Genomic DNA, 15054 nt, shown 5'->3' with positions numbered 1-15054 from the left:
CCGTCGCCGATGAACTCAACGGCCGCCCACGCAAAACCCTCGGCTGGGACACCCCAGCCGAAGCCATGGCCAAGCTACTGTCGACGGCCCACGACGACGGTGTTGCGTCCACCCCGTGAATTCACCTCACCTGATCAATGCTGGGCTGCGGGGGCCGATCAGGCGAGGACGAGCTCCGGTTCGGCCTCGGGCTCGGGGCGCACCGGCCGGCCGAAGAGCCAGCCCTGCCCCAGGTCGGCACCGATCGCCCGGGCCTGGTCGGCCATCTGCTCGTTCTCGATCCCCTCGGCGACGACCAGCCCGCCCTGCAGGTGGGCCAGCTCGGCGAGCGCGCGGGCGATGGCCTGCGGGCCGGGCTCGTGCAGCCGGGCGACCAGCGTCTTGCTCAGCTTCAGCACGTCCGGCCGCACCACCGACACCAGCGCCAGGCTCGACCAGCCGACGTGCACGTCGTCCAGCGCGATCCGCCAGCCCAGCGACCGGTGGTGCTCGAGCACGGAGAGCAGGTGCTCCCGGTCGGTGACCGCGTGCGAGGCGACCACCTCGAACACCAGCTGGCGGGGGTCGATGCCGCTGTCGTGCACGGCCCGCTCGGTGCTGGCCAGGCAGACCGAGGGCCGGGAGATGGCCGCCGGGTTGGAGTTGACGTAGAGGTCGGCGCCGCCCAGCCAGCCGGCGGCGTGGCTGATCGCCACCTCGCGGGCGAGCCGGTCCAGCCGGCGCAGCCAGCCGGCCCGCTCGGCGAGGAAGAACAGGTCTCCCCCACCGACCTCGCGGCCGTCGACGCGGCCGCGCAGCAGCGCCTCGTGGCCGACCATGCCGCCGGTGGTGAGCGACATGATCGGCTGGTAGACCGGCCACAGCTCGGCGTCGGTGAGCAGCGACATCTCCACGGTCACCCCGCGGCGGGCCAGTTCCACGGCCAGGGTCGGGGCGGTGAGCAGCCGGGTGGCCAGGGCGACGCCGTCCCCGGGTGGGTCGGTGGTCACCCGGACGGCCTCGGTCTCGGCCGCGGTGAGCTCGCGGGCCAGCCGCTGCAGCAGCCGGTCGATCCGCCGGCCGCCGCCCTCGTCGTCGACGATGTCGAGCAGCCCGGGAGCGGTGCCGATCCGCAGCCCCATGGCGCCGGCCACGCGCGAGATGCTCGGCAGCACGTGGTCGAGCGTGCTCGCCAGCAGCAGCCGGCGGGCAGGCTGCGGGGTGCCCCAGGAGGGACGAACAGCGTCAGCGGGCCCGGTCACGGCAGCAGGATGACTCACGGTGATCCGGCGACCACGCAGGCGCGCGGATGCGGCTGGCGAGCGGCTGGAAAGGGGGCCAGGTCACGGCGTGGCTGAAGATCAACAAGGCTACTGTTCAGGTGTGCCTGACCTCACGCCCGCAGCCGACGACCGCCCCGGCCGCGGCGGCCGCCCCCGCGACCCCTCCCGCGACGAGGTGATCCGGGCGGCGATCCTCCAGGTGCTGGCGGACGCCGGGTACAGCGGCCTGACCATGGACGCGGTCGCCGCCGCGGCCGGGGTGGGCAAGGCGACCATCTACCGGCGCTGGCGCACCAAGTCCGACCTGGTCGCCGACGCCGTCGCCGAGCTCAGCCAGCTGTCCATCGACGCCCCGGACACCGGCTCGCTCGAGGGCGACATGCGGGTGCTGCTGCGCTGGCTGGTCGGCGCGGTCAACGGCCCGCTCGGTGCGGCGACGCTCTCCCTGCTCTCCGCACTGCCGCACGAGCCGGGGCTCCGCGAGGCGTTCCGCACCGGCCCGATGACCGTCTGGAGCTCCACCTTCCGGCAGGTGTGGGAGCGCGCCGAGGCGCGCGGTGAGGTCGGCCCGACGGTGATGGGCAGCGCGGTGGCCTCCACGGCCAGCTCCCCGATCCTGCAGCGCTGGCTCTTCGGCGGTGAGCCCGTGCCGGAGGCCTTCGCCGACGAGGTGCTCTCCGACGTCGTCCTGCCACTGGTCGCCGCCCGCCGGGCGGCCTGAGCGTCTCCGCGCTCAGGCCACCCCGGCCGCCGGACGGAAGCGGCGGAGCCGCAGGCTGTTGGTCACCACCAGCAGTGAGGACGCCGCCATCGCCAGCCCGGCCAGCAGCGGGTTGAGGAACCCGAAGGCGGCCAGCGGCACGAGGGCCACGTTGTAGGCGAAGGCCCAGAACAGGTTGCCCTTGATCACCGCGAGGGTGCGCCGAGAGAGCCGGACGGCGTCGACCGCGGCGTCCAGGTCGGCGCGCACCAGGGTCAGGTCGCTGGCCTCGATCGCCACGTCGGTGCCCGAGCCCATCGCCAGCCCGAGATCGGCCTGGGCGAGGGCCGGGGCGTCGTTGACACCGTCGCCGACCATGGCGACCACCCGCCCGCGGGCCTGCAGGTCGCGGACGACGTCGACCTTGCCGGCCGGCAGCACCCCGGCGACCACCTCGCCGCGCTCGGGGTCCAGCCCGACCGCCCGGGCCACCGCGGTGGCTGCGCCCAGGTTGTCCCCGGTCACCAGCACCGGCGACAGGCCCAGCGCGCGCAGCCGGACGATGGCCGCGGCGCTGGTGGGCTTCACGGTGTCGGCGACGACGACCACGCCACGCACCCCGCCGTCCCAGGCCACCCGGACGGCGGTGCGCCCGGCCGCCTCGGCGGCAGCCACCACGCCGGCCAGGTCGGCCGGCAGCTCAGCGGTGCCGCCGATGACGACGTCCCGGCCCTCGACGGTGCCGGTGACCCCGATGCCGGCCTGGCTGGCGAAGCCGGTGACCGGCGGCAGCGGGGTGCCCGCGGCGGCGACGACCGCCCGGGCGATCGGATGCTCGGAGCCAGCCTCGACCGCCGCGGCCAGCCGCAGCGTGTCGGGGTGACCGGCGACCTCGACCACGCTCATCTGGCCGGTGGTCACGGTGCCGGTCTTGTCCAGCACGACGGTGTCGACCCGGCGGGTGCTCTCCAGCACCTCCGGGCCCTTGATCAGCACGCCCAGCTGGGCGCCGCGGCCGGTGCCGACCAGCAGCGCGGTGGGGGTGGCCAGGCCGAGCGCGCACGGGCAGGCGATGACCAGCACGGCGACGGCGGCGGTGAACGCGGCCGTCACGTCGCCGGTGGTGAGCAGCCAGGCCGCCAGGGTGCCCAGCGCAATCACCAGCACGACCGGTACGAACACCGCCGAGACCCGGTCGGCCAGCCGCTGAACCTGCGCCTTGCCGCTCTGCGCCTGGGTGACCAACCGGCCCAGCTGGGCCAGCGTCGTCTCCGCGCCCACCCGGGTGGCCTCGACGACCAGTCGGCCGCCGACGTTGACCGTGGCGCCGGTGACCCGGTCGCCCTCGGCGACCTCGACCGGCACGCTCTCCCCGGTCAGCATCGACAGGTCGACCGCGGAGCTGCCGCTGACCACGACCCCGTCGGTGGCGACCTTCTCCCCCGGCCGGACGACGAACCGGTCACCCACGGCCAGCTGCCCGATCGGCACCCGCACCTCGCGGCCGTCGCGCAGCACCGCGGCGTCCTTGGCACCCAGTTCCAGCAGGGTGGCCAGCGCCGCTCCGGAGCGGCGCTTGGCGCGGGCCTCTGCCCACCGCCCGGCGAGCAGGAAGACGGTGACCGCCGCGGCGACCTCGAGGTAGATCTCGTGGGTGCCGGCGCCCTGCTGGGGCAGCAGGGTGAACTCCATCCGCATGCCGGGCATCCCGGCGTCGCCGAGGAAGAGGGCCCACAGCGACCACAGGTAGGCGGCGGTGATGCCGATCGACACCAGCGTGTCCATGGTGCTGGCCCCGTGCCGGGCGTTGACCACGGCGGCGCGGTGGAACGGCCAGGCACCCCAGACCGCGACCGGGCTGGCCAGGGTCAGCGCCAGCCACTGCCAGTTGTCGAACTGCAGCGCCGGGACCATCGACAGCAGCAGCACCGGCAGGGTGAGCGCGGCGCTGACCAGCACCCGCTGCCGCAGCGCCGCCTCCGGGTCCGGCGCCCCGGCAGCCGCGGAGTCGTCCTCGTCGGCCGCCGGCGGGGCCGGCAGCGCGGCGGAGTAGCCGGCCGCCGCGACGGTGGCCAGCAGCTGGTCGGTGTCGACGCGGGCGGGGTCGTACCGCACCGTGGCGGCCTCGGTCGCGTAGTTGACGCTGGCCTGCACGCCGTCGAGCTTGTTGAGCTTGCGCTCGATCCGGTTGGCGCAGCTGGCGCACGTCATGCCGGTGATGTCGAGGCGGACCTCGTCCTCGGCGGCCGGGCTGCCGGTGGACGGGCCCGCCTGGGGCCCGGCGGTCACGCGGGCTGTGCGGTGTAGTCGCCGGCCTCGGCGACGGCGGCCTGCACCTGGTCGGCGGTCACGTCGCCGACGACGTGCAGCCGGCCGGAGGCCAGGTCGACGTCGACCTCCTGCACGCCGGCGAGCTCGTTGACCTCCTCGGTGACGGAGGCGACGCAGTGCTGGCAGGTCATGCCGGTGACGGTGAAGTCCAGGGTCTGCACGGGAGTTCTCCTCGCTCGGTGGATCAGGGGATGGGTCAGGAACGGACGAGCCGGGCGATGGCGGCCGAGGCCTCGGCGATCTTCTGCTCGGCCGCGGCGCCGTCGTCCTCGGCGCTGCTGGCCACCGCGTCGCGGACGCAGTGCCCCAGGTGGTCGTCGAGCAACCCGAGGGCGACTGCCTGCAGCGCCTTGGTGGCCGCGGAGACCTGGGTGAGGACGTCGATGCAGTAGGTGTCGTCCTCGACCATCCGGGCGATGCCCCGGACCTGGCCCTCGACCCGCTTCAGGCGCGCGAGGACCTGCTCCTTGTTGCCGGCGTAGCCCGTCATGTCCTCGACCATACCCCCTGGGGGTACCCGGTCACCAGCCCCGCGTGCCCGGCTCGCCCTTGAAGGGGCCGACGACCTCGTCGGTGATCCAGCCGCCGTAGAAGTCACCGGCCTGGGCGCGCACCGGTTCGCCGTCGACCGTCGCCGCGTCGAGCCGGCTCGGGTAGAAGGCCAGCGCCCCGCGCAGCTGCTCGTAGCCGGCGGTCGGCTGCTCGTAGGACCAGGCGATCGAGGAGTGCCGCACCCCGTCGACGACGGCGTCCCAGTAGGTGGCCGTGCCCTTGAACTCACACCACGACGAGCCGGCCGCCTGCTCGAGGACGCCGGGCGCGACGTCGTCCACGGGGACGTAGAAGACCGGCGGGTGGCTGGTCTCGCAGACCCGGACGGCGCGGTCGGTGCGGGCGATGACCTGACCGCCGAGGACCACCTCGATCCGCCGGCCGGTCACCTGCGCCGACGGTGGGCGCGGGTAGCTCCAGACCGACTCCTGGCCGGGTCCGACGGGGTCACGCGGCGGTGGGTACACGCCGCCGAGTGTGCGCCCCGCACCGGCGGGCGCTCACCGACCGTCGACCTGTGCACCCCCGGACCGGGCGTCCGGCGTGCACAGGACGGCACTCGCCGGGTCCAGCGAGTGGGGCGTCCGCGGGACGCCGACCACGTCAGTGCCGGATGCGGCGGACGATCCTCCGCGTCACCACGAAGGTGATGGTCAGGCCGACCACGCTGACGATCGCGATGCCGGGCGGGCTCTGCAGGAACTCCTGCGCCTTCGCCTTGCCCTGCTCGCTCAGGCGCTTCGGGCTGGTGCGGAACGCCAGCTCGTCCAGGGTGGCCGCCAGCGACTCGCGGGCGGCATCGATCTCCTGCTGGATCTGGTCAGGGGTCCTCGGCACGGGCGACAGCCTGCCAGATGGACGCGCTCCCGGCCGAGTGGGCGCCTCCTAGACTCCCTCGCACGCGGGAGTGGTGTAACGGCAGCCACGCCAGGTTTAGGTCCTGGTGCCTTCGGGCGTAGGGGTTCGACTCCCCTCTCCCGCACCGACGACGGCTGCCGGTCCCTGGGGGTGGCGTCAGCCCAGCGCGTCCATCGCCTCGGCGCGGAACTGGGCCAGGAACTGGTCACGGGTGATCCCCCGCCGCTCCGCCTCGCGGTCGCAGAGCATGGCGATCACCAGCGACGACTGCCGGACGACGTCGGCCCGGGTGTCCTCGTCCAGGCCGGCCAGCACCCGGGTCCAGGCGGTCCAGTCGCCCTCCCCGGCCGCCTCGGCCATCTCCAGCACCAGCCCGAACCGGCGCAACTGCTCCAGGCTCGCCATCAGGCCCCCCGTCCCCGGTCGCCCGCTGCGCACCGTCCGCCGCCGACGGTAGCCACCCCGGGGACGACGACGGTGCAGGAGCCGGGTGCTCGTGCGCACCCGCCCCCTGCACCGTCGGTGCTGCGCCTCCGGCCGGAGGCCGGGTCAGCGGTCGGTGCCGCCCCGCTGGGTGGCGGTGAAGGTCAGCGCCAGCTCGCTGGACTGGTCCTTGAAGGCGTCGTCGGCCGACGCGGGCAGGGCCAGGCTCACCGCGAGGTGGTCGGTTGCACCGGCGGCCAGGCTGGCCGGTGCGGTCAGCGCCGAGTCGCGGACCACGGGGCCGGAGGCGAGCAGCGTGCGCACGTCGCCGGCGCAGGTGAACTCCTCGGTCCAGGCCTCCGAGCAGGACCGCACGGTCATCTGCAGGCCGTGCACGGTGTCGGTGTCCATCACGCTGGAGGTGGTGGCCCGGGTGTCCAGGCGCACCGAGGCCAGCGCGGAGTCACCGTCGTTGACCAGGTCCAGGGCCTGGGTGACCGAGGCGCCCGGGACGACGCCGTCGAAGGCCAGCGGCACGGTGGCCGAGCCGTCGGCCGCGGCGAGGGCGATCGACACGATGCCGGACTGGATGGACACCGGCGCCGGGCTGGTGCTGTCGGTGAAGGCGCCGAACGTGCCCATCCCGGCGACGGCGGCGGCCGCGCCGACGACGCCGACGGTGCCGATCAGCCGGGCCACGGTGAGCCGTCGCGTGCGGGGGGCGGTGCTGCTGGCGTTCACGTCACTCCTCGGGTCGGTGCTGGCCGGAGGGGCTCCTCCCGGCACGGCACCGACCCTGCGCCGCCTCCCGCACGGCCGGCGCCAGGCAACCGCAAGGGATCCGCAAGACCAGCGGCGTCACCCACCCGGGTGATGCGGGCCCCGCACGACATCAGCCCGGCCGCCCTCCTGCCGACCACCCGGGGGTGACGGTCTTCGCGCCAGGTGGCGCCTCCTCGGGTCCGGCGCCCCGTCGTGCCCGTGGACGACACGCGGCGCCGGAGCGGCTCGGCGACGTGCTGGTCGAGCAGGGCGTGCTCACCCCCGACCAGTTGACCGAGGCCCTCGAGCAGCACCGACGGGTCGGCGCGCCGCTGGGCGCCGTCGTCCTGGCCCGTGGCTGGGTGACCCGCCGGCAGCTGTACGTCGCCCTCGCCGAGGTGTGGGGCGCCGACCTCGCCTTCGTCGACCCGGTCGACGTCGACGAGGAGCTGGCCCGCCGCTTCCCGGCCGCGATGCTGGCCCGGGAGACCTGGCTGCCGCTGCGGGTCGAGGAGGACGGCGACGGGCAGCCGCAGGTCGTCGTCGCCACCGCGGGCCGCCCGTCGGCGCACATCGCCGAGGAGGTCGTGCAGCGCACCGGCATCGCCCGGGTGCGCCAGGTGGTGACCACCGACTGGGACGTGCTGCGCGCGCTGCGCACCGTGTGGCGCGACGAGCTGGTGCACGACGCCGTGCAGTCACTCGCCGAGCGGCGACCCGACGAGTCGGCGTCCACGGTGTTCGTCTGGCCGCAGGTGGCCGCCGCGGTCGCCCTGCTGGCGGCCACGGTCACCGGCCTGGTGCTCGACCCCTCGCTGACCATGCTGGTGCTGGTCGCCACGGTGAACGTCGCCGTGGCCCTGGCCGTCGGCACCAAGGCGCTGATCAGCACGGTCGGCACCGCCTGGGAGACGGTGGAGCAGGTGAGCGACCAGGAGGTCGCCGCGCTCGACGACGCCGACCTGCCCGTCTACACGATCCTCGTGCCGGTCTACAAGGAGGCCGGGATCGTCGGGCTGCTGATGCGCAACCTCGCCGACCTGGACTGGCCGCGGGAGAAGCTGGAGATCCTGCTCCTGCTGGAGGAGGACGACCCCGAGACCCTCGCCGCCGCGCTCGCCGCCGCTCCGCCGGACATCGTGCGGATCGTCGTCGTCCCGCACTCGCTGCCCAAGACCAAGCCGCGCGCCTGCAACGTCGGGCTGACCTTCGCCCGCGGCGAGTACGTCGTCATCTACGACGCCGAGGACCGCCCCGACGCCGACCAGCTGAAGAAGGCGGTCGTCGCCTTCCGCAAGGGCGGGGACGACCTGGTCTGCGTGCAGGCGGCGCTGAACTACTCCAACGCCCGGGAGAACCTGCTCACCCGCATGTTCACCCTGGAGTACTCCTCCTGGTTCGACTACACCCTCGCCGGGCTGGACAAGCTCCGGCTGCCGATCCCCCTCGGCGGCACGAGCAACCACTTCCGCACCGACCTGCTGCGCGAGCTCGGCGGCTGGGACCCCTACAACGTCACCGAGGACGCCGACCTCGGCATCCGCGCCTCCGCCCGCGGCCACCGCGTCGCCGTCGTCAACTCGACGACGTACGAGGAGGCCAACATGGCCGTCGGCAACTGGATCCGGCAGCGCAGCCGCTGGATCAAGGGCTACATGCAGACCGTGCTGGTGCACACCCGGCACCCCTGGCGGCTGCTGCGCAGCGTCGGCCCCCGCCAGACGGCCGGCTTCGCGCTGCTCATCGGCGGCACCCCGCTGATGTTCCTGGCCACCCCGTGGCTCTACGCGATGCTCGTCGTGGAGCTTCTCTGGCCCGGGGCGCTCGTGCCGGCCCTGCCGGAGTGGCTGGTGCAGGTCAGCCTGGCCAACCTGCTGCTGGGCAACGGCGTGATCATCTACCTGTCACTGCTGGCCGGCTTCAAGCGGCGCACCTACGGCCTGGTGCCCTTCGCGCTGTTCTCGCCGGTGTACTGGCTGCTGCACTCGATCGCCTCCTACAAGGCGCTGTGGCAGCTGGTGGTCAACCCGTTCTACTGGGAGAAGACCACCCACGGGCTGTCCAGCCACGTCCAGGTCGCCGACGTCCCGGCCCTGGACGACGGCCCGGCCCCGGCGGCCGAGCCGACGGCGGCGAGCCCGGCTGCACCGCAGTCCCCGACCGACGCCGTCCGGCCGATCGACACCCGCGAGCTCCCTGCTCCCCCACCGTCCCCCGGCAGCACCCCGGAGGACCGGCGGTGACCGCGGCCGACCCGCTCGCCGGGCTCCGCCCGGATGCCTCCCCCGCCGAGGCGGAGAGCTTCGCCGAGTCGCGGATGCGGCTGGCCACCGCCGGGCCCACCCCGCCGCGGGTGCCCATGCGCCGCGTGGTGGTCTGGTGCGTCGTCGTCCTGGTCGTCGAGACCGCGGTGATGCTGGCCACCGACCGCTCGCTGCGGGACGTGCTGCTGCCCGGCTACCTGATCCTGATGGCCGCCTTCGGCCTGGTGTTCTGCCTCGGCGCGGTCACCGTGGCCGGCTTCGCCGCCGGGGCGGCCGCGGCCGGCCTGGTCGTGCTGCAGCCCGGCGCACTGCTCCCCCTGCTGGGCGGGGCGGCGTTGCTCGCGCTGTGCTGCGGGGTCGCGCCGGGCTGGGCCCGGGTCGAGGCCTGGCAGGCCGCGCACTCGCGGCCGCTCACCGCGGAGGAGGAGGCGGCCGTCGGCCAGCGTGCGCTGAGCGCCGACCGCAGCCGCGGCTGGTCCCGCGGTGTCCGGCTGCGCAACTACTGGCGCACCGACCGGGTCGTGGCCGCGTTCCTGGTGCTGGCGTTCCACCCGTGCGTGGCCGCGTTCTCGCTGTGGTTCATCGACTGGACGCACGGCCGCTGACCGCTCAGCGCGGGGCCAGCACCTCACCGATCACCGGCAGCAGCGCGGCGAAGGCCTGGCCGCGGTGGCTGATCGCGTCCTTCTCGGCCGGCTCGAGCTCGGCCGACGTGCGCGTCAGCCCCTCGGGCACGAACACCGGGTCGTAGCCGAAGCCGTTCCTGCCGCGCGGCTCCCGGACGACGGCCCCGCGCCACTCCGCGCGCAGCACCCGCTCCTCCCCCGCCGGCGTGACCAGCGCGGCGGCGCAGACGAAGGCCGCCCCACGCCGCTCGTCGGGCACGTCGGCGAGCTGCCCGAGCAGCAGCGCGGTGTTGGCCGGGTCGTCGCCGTGCCGGCCCGACCAGCGGGCGGACAGGATGCCCGGCATCCCGTTGAGCGCGTCGACGGTGATCCCGGAGTCGTCGGCCACCGCCGGCAGCCCGGTGTACCGCACCGCCTCCCGCGCCTTGAGCAGCGCGTTCTCCTCGAAGGTCGCACCGGTCTCGGGCGCCTCGGGGTACTCCGGCACGTCGCGCAGGCCGAGCACCTCGACCCCGGGGACGGCGGTGGCCAGCAGCCGCTGCAGCTCGGCGAGCTTGCCGGCGTTGCGGGTGGCCAGCAGCAGCTGCGTCATGCCGACAGGGCCCGCTGCTGGGCGGCGGTCAGCTCGGCGCACCCGGCGACGGCCAGGTCGAGCAGCTGGTCCAGCGTCGCCCGGTCGAAGACGGCGCCCTCCGCCGTCCCCTGGACCTCGACGAAGCCGCCGGTGCCGGTGCACACGACGTTCATGTCGGTGCCGGCCCGCACGTCCTCCTCGTAGGCGAGGTCGAGCCGCGGCTCGCCGTCGACGACGCCGACGCTGACCGCGGCCACGGAGTTCGGCAGCGGCGTCGCGCTGGCCAGCGTGCCGCGCTCGCCGAGCCAGCTCACCGCGTCGGCGAGGGCCACGTAGGCGCCGGTGATCGCCGCGGTGCGGGTGCCGCCGTCGGCCTGCAGCACGTCGCAGTCCAGCGCGATGCTGTTCTCCCCCAGCGCGGCCAGGTCGATGCTGGCGCGCAGCGAGCGGCCGATGAGCCGGCTGATCTCGTGCGTGCGGCCGCCGACCTTGCCCTTGACCGACTCGCGGTCGCTGCGGGTGTGGGTGGCCCGCGGCAGCATCGAGTACTCGGCGGTGACCCAGCCCAGACCCGAGCCGCGCCGCCAGCGGGGCACGCCCTCGGTGACGCTGGCCGCGCAGAGCACGCGGGTGCGGCCGAACTCGACGAGCACCGAGCCCTCGGCGTGGTCGAGCCAGTTGCGGGTGATGGTCACCGGGCGGAGCTGGTCGGCCGCGCGGCCGTCGGGGCGGGTCACGTGCACCGAGGGTAGTGCCGCCGCCGCTGGTCACCGACCGCTGCCTCGACGGCCGGGTGGCGGCGTGCAGCGACCACCGGCCGGCCGTGTCACCCTCTCCTCCATGCGCTCCGAGCTGCGATCCGTCCGGACCGGGGGCGTGCCCTCCGTCGTCGACCTGACCGACGAGTGCGCGGACTTCGTCCGTGGCGAGGGCGACGGCCTGTTCCAGGTCTTCGTGCCGCACGCCACCGCGGGCATCGCGATCATCGAGACCGGCGCCGGCAGCGACGACGACCTGCTCGCCCAGCTCGACCAGCTGCTCCCCCGCGACGACCGCTGGCGGCACCGGCACGGCGCGGCCGGGCACGGCCGTGACCACGTGCTGCCGGCGTTCGTCCCGCCGCACGCCACCGTGCCGGTGCTGGAGGGCCGGCTGACGCTGGGCACCTGGCAGCGGATCTGCTTCGTCGACACCAACATCGACAACCCGTCCCGGCACGTCCGGCTGACCTTCCTGGCCGGCTGACCCCGCCCGGAGCGGTGGCCGGTCGGCCCGGGAGGGTCAGGTCGTGCACGGCCGGCTTGGGGCCGGCCGGCGGCGTGCGGCACGATGCGCTCCATGACCGAGACCGACCGCGGCATCGACACGGCCCCCGTCCGCCTCGCCCCCGGTGACCCGGCGCCGGAGTTCACCCTCCCGGACGCCGACGGCACCCCCGTCTCGCTGTCCTCCTACCGGGGCCGGCGGGTCATCGTCTACTGCTACCCGGCGGCACTGACCCCGGGCTGCACCACCCAGGCGGTCGACTTCACCGCCTCGGCCGGCGAGCTGGCCGAGGCCGGTCTCGACATCATCGGCATCTCCCCCGACGCCCCGGAGAAGCTGCACACCTTCCGGGAGAAGGAGCAGCTGGGCATCACGCTGCTCGCCGACCCGGAGAAGCAGGTGCTCGCCGCCTACGGCGCGTACGGCCCGAAGAAGCTGTACGGCAAGGAGGTCGTCGGGGTGATCCGCTCGACCTTCGTCGTCGACGCCGAGGGCAAGGTCGAGAAGGCCGCGTACAACGTCAAGGCCACCGGGCACGTCGCCAAGCTCCGCCGCGACCTCGGCATCGCCTGACCACGCCCGTCCCCCGCCCGCCCGCGGCGGGGGACGTCGGCACCCCGACCCAGGCCGTCCCGGTCCCAGGGACCGGGACGGCCCTGTTCAGCACGGACCAGGTCGGGCAGGGTCGTGGCATGAGCGATCAGATCGGCGTCACCGGACTGGCAGTGATGGGCGCGAACCTGGCCCGCAACCTGGCCCGGCACGGCCACCAGGTGGTGCTGCACAACCGCAGCCGGGGGCGCACCGACGCCCTCGTGGAGCAGCACGGCAGCGAGGGCGACTTCGTGCCGACCGGTTCGGTGGAGGAGTTCGTCGGTGCCCTCCAGCGGCCCCGGAAGATCATCATCATGGTGCAGGCCGGCGCGGCCACCGACGCCGTCATCGACGAGATCGCCCCGCTGCTCGACGAGGGCGACGTGCTGATGGACGGCGGCAACGCCCTCTACACCGACACGATCCGGCGCACCGAGGCGCTCACCGCCCAGGGCCTGCACTTCGTCGGCACCGGGATCAGCGGCGGCGAGGAGGGCGCGCTCAACGGGCCGAGCATCATGCCGGGCGGCTCGGCCGAGGCCTACGAGCTGGTCGGCCCGCTGCTGGAGTCGATCGCCGCGGTGGTCGACGGGCAGCCGTGCTGCACCCACGTCGGCGAGAGCGGCGCCGGGCACTTCGTGAAGATGGTGCACAACGGCATCGAGTACGCCGACATGCAGCTCATCGCCGAGGCCTACGACCTGCTGCGCGCCGGTCTCGGGCTCACCCCCGCCGAGATCGGTGACGTCTTCGCCTCCTGGAACGAGGGCGACCTGGAGAGCTACCTGATCGAGATCACCGCACAGGTGCTGCGGCACACCGACGCCGACACCGGCAGGCCGTTCGTCGACGTGGTGCTGGACGAGGCCGAGCAGAAGGGCGCCGGCCGCTGGACCGTGCAGTCGGCGCTCGACCTGGGCGTGCCGGTCAGCGGGATCGCCGAGGCGGTGTTCGCCCGCGCGCTGTCCGGGCACCGCGAGCAGCGCGACGCGGCGCAGCGGGTGCTGCCCGGGCCGGACACCCGCTGGGAGGTCGCCGACCGGGACGCCTTCGTCGAGTCGGTGCGGCAGGCGCTCTACGCCTCCAAGGTGGTCGCCTACGCCCAGGGGTTCGACCAGATCACCGCGGGCGCGGACCAGCACGGCTGGGACGTCGACCGGGCGGCGCTGGCGCGGATCTGGCGCGGCGGCTGCATCATCCGGGCGCGGTTCCTGGACCGGATCGCGCAGGTCTACACCGACGAGCCCGACGTCACGACGCTGCTGACCAACGACTACTTCCGCGGCGCGGTGAGCGAGGGCCAGGAGGCGTGGCGCCAGGTCGTCGCGGGCGCCGCCCGCAACGGCATCCCCGCCCCCGGGTTCGCCAGCGCCCTCGCCTACTACGACGGGCTGCGGGCCGACCGCCTGCCGGCCGCGCTGATCCAGGGGCTGCGCGACCTGTTCGGGGCGCACACCTACCGCCGGGTCGACCGCGAGGGCGCCTTCCACACCATGTGGGGCGAGGACGGCCGCGAGGTCAGCGCCTGACCCGGGTGCGCAGTCGTCGGGTGTGGCCCGGCGGGAGACCCCGACGACTGCGCAGCGCCCACCGGCCGAGGCGGCCACGCTGGTTCAGGGTGCGTCCTCGGCGGCCTTCGCGCGGGCGCGGCGCTTGCCCTCGTGCATCGCGGCCACCCGGGCGACCGGGATGATGTGCCCCTCGGCGACCAGGTCGGCGGGCAGCCGCTGCGGTGCGGGCAGCGCCTGCGCCCACGGGTCGTCGTCCCCGAACCGCTCTCCCGCTGTGCGCACCGTGACGTCCCCCGGCCGCACGTCGTCGAGGGCGTCCCAGTCGACCGGCGCCGACACCGGCAGCCCCGGGCGCACCCGCGGGCTGTAGGCGACGGCGATCGTGCCGCGACCGGACCGGGTCGAGTCGACGAACACCCGACCGCCCCGCTCGGCCACGACGTAGGCGGTGGTGGCCAGCTCGGGGTCCAGCCGCTCGGTGCGGGCGGCCAGCGCGCGGGTGGCGGCGGCGACGTCCTCGGCCGGGGAGCCGTGCACCGGGACGACGACGTGCAGGCCGGTCGAACCGCTGGTCTTCACCGCCGCCGCCAGACCGGCGTCGGCCAGCGCCCGGCGGGCCAGCCGCGCGGTCGCCACCACGACGTCGAACGGGGCGCCGTCCGGTGGGTCGAGATCGAGCACCAGCCCGGTCGGCTCCTCCTCCCCCACCCGGCTGAAGGGCACGTGGAGCTCCACGGCCCGCTGGTTGGCCAGCCACAGCAGGGTGCGGCGGTCCTCGACGAGCACCTGGTGCACCTCGCGGTGCGCCCGGTCGGACCAGGTGGGCACGGTGCGCACCCAGTCGGGGGCCCCCTTGGGCACGTCGCGCTGGATGAACGGCGCCGCTCCCGGGCGCACCCGCTTCACGGTCAGCGGCCGGCCGGCGAGCAGCGGCACCAGCCGGTCGGCGAAGGCGTCGAGGTGGTCGACCAGGTCCCGCTTGGTCACCTCGAGCCCGTCGCCCAGCGGGGAGTCCAGGCTGCTCAGCCGGACACCGTCCCGTTCCTCGTCGGTCATCCCGTCACCGTGCCGCCCGCCGGTCCCCGGAGCAACTTACCGTGGGCCGCCTCGTCCCCGTCCGGAGGTCCGCCCGAGCCCGAACAGCCCTCCTCCTGCACCAACGGCTGTCCTACCGCACCAACGCTGATGCGGTAGGACAGCGTTCGATCAGGACGCTCCTATGACGCGTCAAGTCGCGATCGGTGGTGATTCGAGGCGTCGGTAGAGCTCGCGGGCGATGTAGCGCTTGAGGCAGCGTTTGATCTCGCGGTCGGTCTTGCCCTCGGCTCGGC

General features: G+C 74.5%; 17 protein-coding genes and 1 tRNA gene. 7 read left to right on the top strand and 11 right to left on the bottom strand.

Annotated elements, in window-relative coordinates; genetic code table 11:
• Positions 1–158: 158 nt before the first annotated feature.
• Positions 159–1241, bottom strand: coding sequence for an EAL domain-containing protein (locus ACJTNH_RS20145; RefSeq protein WP_458178950.1), 1083 nt, complete (start codon positions 1239–1241; stop codon positions 159–161).
• A gap of 121 nt (positions 1242–1362) precedes the next feature.
• Between ACJTNH_RS20145 and ACJTNH_RS20140 the strand changes: the two genes are divergently transcribed.
• Positions 1363–1983 (top strand): TetR-like C-terminal domain-containing protein, encoded by a 621-nt coding sequence (locus ACJTNH_RS20140; protein WP_458178948.1) that lies wholly within the window; start codon positions 1363–1365, stop codon positions 1981–1983.
• Between the two features lie 12 nt (positions 1984–1995).
• Here the strand turns inward: ACJTNH_RS20140 and ACJTNH_RS20135 are convergent, their stop codons facing one another.
• The 5 genes from ACJTNH_RS20135 to ACJTNH_RS20115 form a co-directional block, all read right to left on the bottom strand.
• Positions 1996–4251 carry a heavy metal translocating P-type ATPase gene (locus tag ACJTNH_RS20135; RefSeq protein ID WP_458178946.1) on the bottom strand — a complete coding sequence of 752 codons (2256 nt, stop codon included), beginning with the start codon at positions 4249–4251 and terminating at the stop codon, positions 1996–1998.
• Complete coding sequence (locus ACJTNH_RS20130) at positions 4248–4454, bottom strand: heavy-metal-associated domain-containing protein (RefSeq protein ID WP_222193144.1); 207 nt, start codon at positions 4452–4454, stop codon at positions 4248–4250. Before ACJTNH_RS20130 ends, ACJTNH_RS20135 begins: the two co-directional genes overlap by 4 nt.
• A 35-nt stretch (positions 4455–4489) precedes the next feature.
• A complete protein-coding gene (locus ACJTNH_RS20125) occupies positions 4490–4783 on the bottom strand; it encodes a metal-sensitive transcriptional regulator (protein WP_458178943.1) in 294 nt (97 codons plus the stop codon).
• A 31-nt stretch (positions 4784–4814) separates the two neighbouring features.
• On the bottom strand, positions 4815–5312 hold the full coding sequence (locus ACJTNH_RS20120) for a DUF427 domain-containing protein (protein WP_458178939.1): 498 nt from the start codon (positions 5310–5312) through the stop codon (positions 4815–4817).
• Between the two features lie 136 nt (positions 5313–5448).
• Positions 5449–5682 (bottom strand): DUF3618 domain-containing protein, encoded by a 234-nt coding sequence (locus tag ACJTNH_RS20115; protein ID WP_299954652.1) that lies wholly within the window; start codon positions 5680–5682, stop codon positions 5449–5451.
• A gap of 64 nt (positions 5683–5746) precedes the next feature.
• Here ACJTNH_RS20115 and ACJTNH_RS20110 point away from each other — a divergent pair.
• Positions 5747–5827, top strand: a tRNA-Leu gene (locus tag ACJTNH_RS20110).
• A gap of 32 nt (positions 5828–5859) precedes the next feature.
• Here the strand turns inward: ACJTNH_RS20110 and ACJTNH_RS20105 are convergent.
• Together ACJTNH_RS20105 and ACJTNH_RS20100 are read right to left on the bottom strand one after the other, a co-directional pair.
• Positions 5860–6108, bottom strand: a complete 249-nt coding sequence (locus tag ACJTNH_RS20105) for a hypothetical protein (RefSeq protein ID WP_458178937.1) — start codon at positions 6106–6108, stop codon at positions 5860–5862.
• A 144-nt stretch (positions 6109–6252) separates the two neighbouring features.
• Positions 6253–6867: a hypothetical protein gene (locus ACJTNH_RS20100; protein WP_458178933.1), complete on the bottom strand. Its 615-nt coding sequence runs from the start codon at positions 6865–6867 to the stop codon at positions 6253–6255.
• Between the two features lie 275 nt (positions 6868–7142).
• Between ACJTNH_RS20100 and ACJTNH_RS20095 the strand changes: the two genes are divergently transcribed.
• Together ACJTNH_RS20095 and ACJTNH_RS20090 are read left to right on the top strand one after the other, a co-directional pair.
• Positions 7143–9131: a glycosyltransferase gene (locus ACJTNH_RS20095; protein ID WP_458178931.1), complete on the top strand. Its 1989-nt coding sequence runs from the start codon at positions 7143–7145 to the stop codon at positions 9129–9131.
• Positions 9128–9757 (top strand): hypothetical protein, encoded by a 630-nt coding sequence (locus ACJTNH_RS20090; protein WP_458178929.1) that lies wholly within the window; start codon positions 9128–9130, stop codon positions 9755–9757. Before ACJTNH_RS20095 ends, ACJTNH_RS20090 begins: the two co-directional genes overlap by 4 nt.
• Positions 9758–9761: 4 nt before the next feature.
• Here ACJTNH_RS20090 and rdgB read toward each other — a convergent pair whose 3' ends face one another.
• Together rdgB and rph are read right to left on the bottom strand one after the other, a co-directional pair.
• Positions 9762–10370, bottom strand: a complete 609-nt coding sequence (gene rdgB / locus ACJTNH_RS20085) for an RdgB/HAM1 family non-canonical purine NTP pyrophosphatase (protein WP_458178927.1) — start codon at positions 10368–10370, stop codon at positions 9762–9764.
• Positions 10367–11089 (bottom strand): ribonuclease PH, encoded by a 723-nt coding sequence (rph, locus tag ACJTNH_RS20080; protein WP_458178925.1) that lies wholly within the window; start codon positions 11087–11089, stop codon positions 10367–10369. The genes rdgB and rph overlap by 4 nt, the downstream gene beginning before the upstream one ends.
• 103 nt (positions 11090–11192) lie before the next feature.
• Between rph and ACJTNH_RS20075 the strand changes: the two genes are divergently transcribed.
• The 3 genes from ACJTNH_RS20075 to gndA all read left to right on the top strand — a co-directional run bounded on the left by ACJTNH_RS20075 (position 11193) and on the right by gndA (position 13741).
• The gene (locus ACJTNH_RS20075; RefSeq protein ID WP_458178923.1) at positions 11193–11597 is read left to right on the top strand and encodes a YjbQ family protein; all 405 of its coding nucleotides are present in this window, start codon (positions 11193–11195) and stop codon (positions 11595–11597) included.
• 93 nt (positions 11598–11690) lie between these two features.
• A complete protein-coding gene (gene bcp / locus ACJTNH_RS20070; protein ID WP_458178921.1) occupies positions 11691–12191 on the top strand; it encodes a thioredoxin-dependent thiol peroxidase in 501 nt (166 codons plus the stop codon).
• A gap of 119 nt (positions 12192–12310) precedes the next feature.
• Entirely contained in the window at positions 12311–13741 is a 1431-nt protein-coding gene (gene gndA, locus ACJTNH_RS20065; RefSeq protein WP_458178919.1) for an NADP-dependent phosphogluconate dehydrogenase, read from the top strand.
• Positions 13742–13825: 84 nt separating this feature from the next.
• On the opposite strand, the gene ACJTNH_RS20060 is transcribed toward gndA, so the two are convergent.
• The gene (locus ACJTNH_RS20060) at positions 13826–14779 is read right to left on the bottom strand and encodes a DNA polymerase domain-containing protein (RefSeq protein ID WP_458178917.1); all 954 of its coding nucleotides are present in this window, start codon (positions 14777–14779) and stop codon (positions 13826–13828) included.
• Between the last annotated feature and the right edge of the window lie 275 nt (positions 14780–15054).

This window comes from Modestobacter lacusdianchii, from assembly GCF_054177765.1.
This window is presented reverse-complemented; position numbering and strand designations above follow the sequence as displayed.

Excerpts from the sequence above, each read along its gene's own strand:
- ACJTNH_RS20125 (WP_458178943.1), bottom strand. The coding sequence starts at position 4,783 with ATGACGGGCTACGCCGGCAACAAGGAGCAGGTCCTCGCGCGCCTGAAG.
- ACJTNH_RS20105 (WP_458178937.1), bottom strand. The coding sequence starts at position 6,108 with ATGGCGAGCCTGGAGCAGTTGCGCCGGTTCGGGCTGGTGCTGGAGATG.
- rdgB (WP_458178927.1), bottom strand. The coding sequence starts at position 10,370 with ATGACGCAGCTGCTGCTGGCCACCCGCAACGCCGGCAAGCTCGCCGAG.
- ACJTNH_RS20075 (WP_458178923.1), top strand. The coding sequence starts at position 11,193 with ATGCGCTCCGAGCTGCGATCCGTCCGGACCGGGGGCGTGCCCTCCGTC.
- bcp (WP_458178921.1), top strand. The coding sequence starts at position 11,691 with ATGACCGAGACCGACCGCGGCATCGACACGGCCCCCGTCCGCCTCGCC.
- gndA (WP_458178919.1), top strand. The coding sequence starts at position 12,311 with ATGAGCGATCAGATCGGCGTCACCGGACTGGCAGTGATGGGCGCGAAC.
- ACJTNH_RS20060 (WP_458178917.1), bottom strand. The coding sequence starts at position 14,779 with ATGACCGACGAGGAACGGGACGGTGTCCGGCTGAGCAGCCTGGACTCC.